5 protein-coding genes and 1 tRNA gene are annotated in these 4,741 nt (G+C 67.2%); all 6 read right to left on the bottom strand.

All coding sequences use genetic code 11. From position 1 onward, the window contains the following. Positions 1-213: 213 nt before the first annotated feature. A tRNA-Ala gene (locus AC1DBQ_RS22065) sits at positions 214-286 on the bottom strand. 167 nt (positions 287-453) lie between these two features. Continuing rightward, the gene (rsfS, locus tag AC1DBQ_RS22060; protein WP_476930545.1) at positions 454-864 is read right to left on the bottom strand and encodes a ribosome silencing factor; all 411 of its coding nucleotides are present in this window, start codon (positions 862-864) and stop codon (positions 454-456) included. Between the two features lie 195 nt (positions 865-1,059). Further along, entirely contained in the window at positions 1,060-2,298 is a 1,239-nt protein-coding gene (locus tag AC1DBQ_RS22055) for a hypothetical protein (protein WP_476930544.1), read from the bottom strand. A gap of 7 nt (positions 2,299-2,305) precedes the next feature. After that, positions 2,306-3,061 (bottom strand): nicotinate-nucleotide adenylyltransferase, encoded by a 756-nt coding sequence (gene nadD, locus AC1DBQ_RS22050; RefSeq protein ID WP_476930543.1) that lies wholly within the window; start codon positions 3,059-3,061, stop codon positions 2,306-2,308. A 13-nt stretch (positions 3,062-3,074) separates the two neighbouring features. Further along, positions 3,075-3,314 (bottom strand): hypothetical protein, encoded by a 240-nt coding sequence (locus tag AC1DBQ_RS22045; protein ID WP_476930542.1) that lies wholly within the window; start codon positions 3,312-3,314, stop codon positions 3,075-3,077. A gap of 80 nt (positions 3,315-3,394) precedes the next feature. After that, the gene (locus tag AC1DBQ_RS22040; RefSeq protein ID WP_476930546.1) at positions 3,395-4,717 is read right to left on the bottom strand and encodes a glutamate-5-semialdehyde dehydrogenase; all 1,323 of its coding nucleotides are present in this window, start codon (positions 4,715-4,717) and stop codon (positions 3,395-3,397) included. Positions 4,718-4,741: the final 24 nt, after the last annotated feature.

Below are 4,741 nucleotides of genomic sequence, written 5' to 3'. Positions count from 1 at the left end.
CTCGAACCCCTGACCCCCTGCATGCCATGCAGGTKCGCTACCAGCTGCGCCACAGCCCCTCATTTGCCTCACAAGTTCCGTCCTCGCTGAAGCAACCTGAATAGCCTAAACCACAATCGCCGTCCGCGCCAATTGGCGTGCTGAACCGTCACATTCCTGCCCGCAAGAATAAAAAAATCCRCCGGAATCTTTCGATTCCGGCGGATTCTCCGGTGGAGCTGAGGGGACTCGAACCCCTGACCCCCTGCATGCCATGCAGGTGCGCTACCAGCTGCGCCACAGCCCCGAATTTTCGCTGCTCCGACCACCCCTAGCGAGGTGTAAAGTTCCGGTTTCTTTGTCCGGATCTCTCCGAAGCAACTCAAATATCTTAGAACAGCCCTTCCGAAAATTCCAAATCGGGCATATTCGGCTCTGTTGAGCTTCCGGCGGCCTGGCCGGTGCGCGGGGTTGCTACTMGGSGTCGGTGGCTGCGGTGGCTGCGGTGGCTTTGGCCGAGGCGTCGTCGCCGAGCTGGAGATCGACGACGGGGCAGTCCTTCCAGAGGCGTTCGAGGGCGTAGAAGACGCGGTCTTCCTCGTGCTGGACGTGGATGACGACGTCCGAGTAGTCCAGCAGCACCCAGCGCCCGCCGGAGCGGCCTTCGCGGCGGACGGGCTTCTGGTCAAACTTGGCGAGCTCGTCCTCGATGCCGTCCACGATCGCGTTGACCTGGCGTTCGCTGGGTGCCGAGGCGATGAGGAAAACGTCGGCCAGGGCGAGCCGTTCGCTGACGTCCAGGGCCACGATGTCCTCGGCAAGCTTCTCCGAGGCAGCGCGGGCTGCGTGGCGGGCGGTGGTGATGGATGAATCGGTTGCAGTCACGGGACTCCTTGTAGTGATGAAAATTGTTGTGATGAAACTTTGTGGCCAAAAGCTKAACTGAAAAGCTGAACTGAATAGTCCGGGCTGAGGAAGTGCCGGTGGCCGAGGCTGCAAGCGATCCGCTGTCGCGGACAACGGGCCTCGTAGCTGGAACGCTCTCCTGCGCTGACGGCCTCGCGCGAACGGCACCTGCTCCTAGTGGGCCAGCCCGGTGACAATCAGCGTGATGCCGGCGATGAGCGCGACGATCCCCAGAGCCAGGACGMCAAGCTGGATCATGCGCAGGCGCCGGGCCCGGCCCAGTCCCGCGGTCGCCGCATCCAGGGGATCCAGGCMATAGGCGGCATTCGCGGCCACGGGCTCCCCGCCCACCAGGGTCTCGTCGGGCTCCCCCGCAGCAGTCGCAGCCGTGCCTGATGGCTTGACCGTTCCTGCCTTGGCGGCTGCTTCCGCCCGGGCCAGCACGCCTGCCCGGCCGGCGGCAGGACTGGCGGCCCGCTGGCGGGACAGTCCGGGGCGCCGAAGGCCGGGTTTCCGTGGCGCGTCAACGCGGGGACCCGGGTTGGTGACCACCGGAACATACGACGTGGCAGGGCGCTTCATGACGGGCCGCTCCACGCCGGGAACCTTCTCGAATTCCAAAGGTGTGACCATGGCCAGATTGTTGGCCGTGGTGGGATCGTTGCGAGGCGCCGCGGGTTGGCTGTTTTGTTCTGCGAGCTTCTGCTTGGCGGCGGCACGGCGGTTAAGGATCGCAACGCGTTCAGCCAAGGCAATCTGCTCGGCCAGGACGGCCGGATCAACGGCGTCGGGATCCGTGGCCGTGATGTGCTCCATCTTGGCCATTTGGTTCAGGGCCTGCGCCGCGAGGAGCTCGCGCGCGGCCAGCGCCTGCTCCACCGTCATGCCGTCGGGCGTCTTGCCGCCGGGCCCGACGCSGCCACCKGCAGCCTTGGGTGCCCCGGCGCCGGTGTCGTTTCGCGGCGTGTCCTTGCCGGCAGCGTCTTGAGGGGCGGCGTCCTTCTGAGCTGGGTCTTTCCGGGCGGCGTCCTTGCCGGACGGGGAAACCACCGGGGTGGCCCGGGTCCGCGGCGAGGCCGGGACAATGGTGTTGGCCTGGGTGGCCGGGGCGGTTTCGGCGGCCAGCTGCAGGAGCCGCAGCTGGCGTCGCGTGGGCGGTCCTCCCCCGGCGAGGTGGCCTTCCTTTTCAGCGAGTTCCTTGATGGTGCGCAGCGCGGCACGGTCCCGGGCGCGGACCTGGGAGGACCGCTCCGCGCCGGCGCCCACAGAGTCCACGGGAGCGTCGGCTACCCGGCGGATGCGGCCGGTGGTTTCGGCCTCGGTCGGCTCGTCCGGTGCCGCAGTGTCCAGGCGTTCATCTCTGGCCTGCCGCAGTTCGCGGCGGCTGCGGATGGGAGGCTGTTCCTGACTCATGGCAAACTCATTCAGTGCTGGCTGGTTGGGTTATCTCGAAGGCTGGATCATGCTGTGCCGGGTCAAGCCCTGCCGCGTCGTTTCCGGCATTGTTAGTCCCGGTGTTGTTGGTTCCGTCATTGCTGGTCCCGGCGTGTCGGCTGTCGAGGCGGACCGCCTCGCGGGGAGCGTCATACAGGCCATACTTTGCGATGTACTGGACCACCCCGTCCGGCACGAGGTACCAGACGGGATTTCCTTCGGCCACCCGGGTGCGGCAATCCGTGGAGGAAATGGCCATGGCCGGGACCTCGAGGAGGCTGACGTCCTTGCGGCCCATGCCGTCCAGGACGTGCCCGGGACGGGTTACGCCCACGAAATGTGCGAGGGACCAGAGTTCATCGATGTCTTTCCACGACAAAATCTGGGCCAGCGCGTCCGCACCCGTGATGAAGAAAAGGTCGGCATCGGGGCGCAGCGTGCGGAGGTCGCGCAGGGTGTCGATCGTGTAGGTCGGGCCCGGACGGTCCACGTCCACCCGGCTCACGGTGAAACGGGGGTTCGAGGCCGTGGCGATGACGGTCATGAGGTACCGGTGCTCGGCTTCGCTGACCTTTTTGGCCATCTTCTGCCAGGGCTGGCCGGTGGGAACAAACACGACTTCGTCGAGCTCGAACTTCGCCRCGACCTCGCTGGCCGCGACAAGGTGTCCGTGGTGGATKGGATCGAACGTGCCGCCCATCACACCCAGACGCAGGCGGCGCTGGGCGCCGCGCTGCCTCATGGTGGCGGAAATATTAGTGACCCTGGCCGTGGTCGTGCTTGTTCGGGTGCTGGCGGTGCGGATCCGAGTGCTCCTCGACGGCCTCGTGGCGACGGCCCAGGTTGGAGTAGGACAGCGTGATCAGCAGCAGGACCACCAGGACCGCGAACATGGAGCCGCCAATGACAAACGGCGGTGCGATGAGCGGCGCGAGCTCCTCGTTGGCTGATGCGCCGGCTGCGGYGACGAAAGTGGCGATCTGCTGCGACAGCATGTTCTCCCCTAGTGAGTTCAAAATGTGACGACGGCGGAGGTGTCCGCCGTTCCGGTCTTCCGTTCCATGTTACAGCGTCGCTAGCCCCGGATCTGGCCCTCGCCCTGCACGATCCACTTCGTGGTKGTCAGCTCGGTCAGTCCCATGGGGCCGCGGGCATGGAGTTTCTGGGTGGAAATCCCCACCTCGGCGCCGAGGCCGAGCTCTCCGCCGTCGGTGAAGCGGGTGGAGGCGTTCACGATCACGGCCGCCGAGTCGACGTCGGCAATGAAGCGTTCGGCGTTGGCGAGGTCGTTGGTCAGGATCGCTTCCGTGTGGCCCGTGGACCATGTGCGGATGTGCCGGACGGCCTCGTCCAGGCTGTCCACCATGGCCACGGCCAGGTCCAGGTCCATGTATTCGGTGGCCCAGTCTTCGTCCGTGGCCGGGACGGTTTCGATCGACGCCGGCAGCGCKGCGCGGACACGCTGGTCCACGTGCAGGGTGACCCCGGCGGCCCGCAGGGCGGCGGCCACGGCGGGCAGGACAGTGGACTTGGAGTGCACCAGGAGCGTTTCGACAGTGTTGCAGACGCTGGGCCGCTGCGTCTTGGMGTTGAGGAGGATGTCCACGGACATTTCCTCGCCGGCGGACGCATCCAGGAAGATGTGCACATTGCCCTCACCGGTCTCGATGACCGGCACGGACGAGTTCGTGACCACGGCCTGGATGAGCTCTCGCCCGCCGCGGGGAATGAGGACGTCCACCCGGCCGCGCGCCCGCATGAGCGCGTTGGCKCCGTCACGGCCGTATTGGTCCACGGTCTGGACGGCGTCGGCGGGCAGGCCCACCGATTCCAGGGCATCGCGGAGGATCTTGACGAGGGCCGCGTTGGTCGCAGCGGCGGCGGATCCGCCGCGCAGGATCACTGCGTTGCCGCTCTTGAGGGCGAGGCCGGCGATATCGACGGTGACGTTGGGGCGGGCCTCGTAGATCGCGGCCACCACACCCATGGGCACGTTGATCTGGCGGAGGCGGAGCCCGTTGGGCAGCGTCTGGCCGCGCACCACATTTCCTACGGGGTCCGGCAGGGTGGCGAGGTTCTCCAGTGCCGCGGCGAGGGCCGTGATGCGTGCATCGCTCAGGGTCAGGCGGTCCAGGAGGGCGGCACCGGTGCCATTGGCCCGGCCGGCTGCGACATCCTTGGCGTTGGCGGCCAGGATCTGGCTCTTGTGCTCCAGCAGCGCCTTGCCGATGGCGCGCAGGCCGCGGTCCTTCCAGGCCCGGTTCGCGTGCGCCATCTTGCGGGCAGCTTTACGCGAACGGTCGGCGATCGCATGGACGGCAGCTTCGACGTCCGCTGCCGTGGCCGGGGCTCCTGCGGGTGCCGGATCCGGCGCCGCGGCGAACCCCTGGGCGGCCACGGTGGTGCGCGGCCACGGTGGTGC

It is taken from the genome of Arthrobacter sp. 10T413_2 (assembly GCF_056394205.1).
The sequence above is the reverse complement of the archived record's forward strand: the minus strand, read 5'-3'. Positions and strand labels throughout refer to the sequence as shown.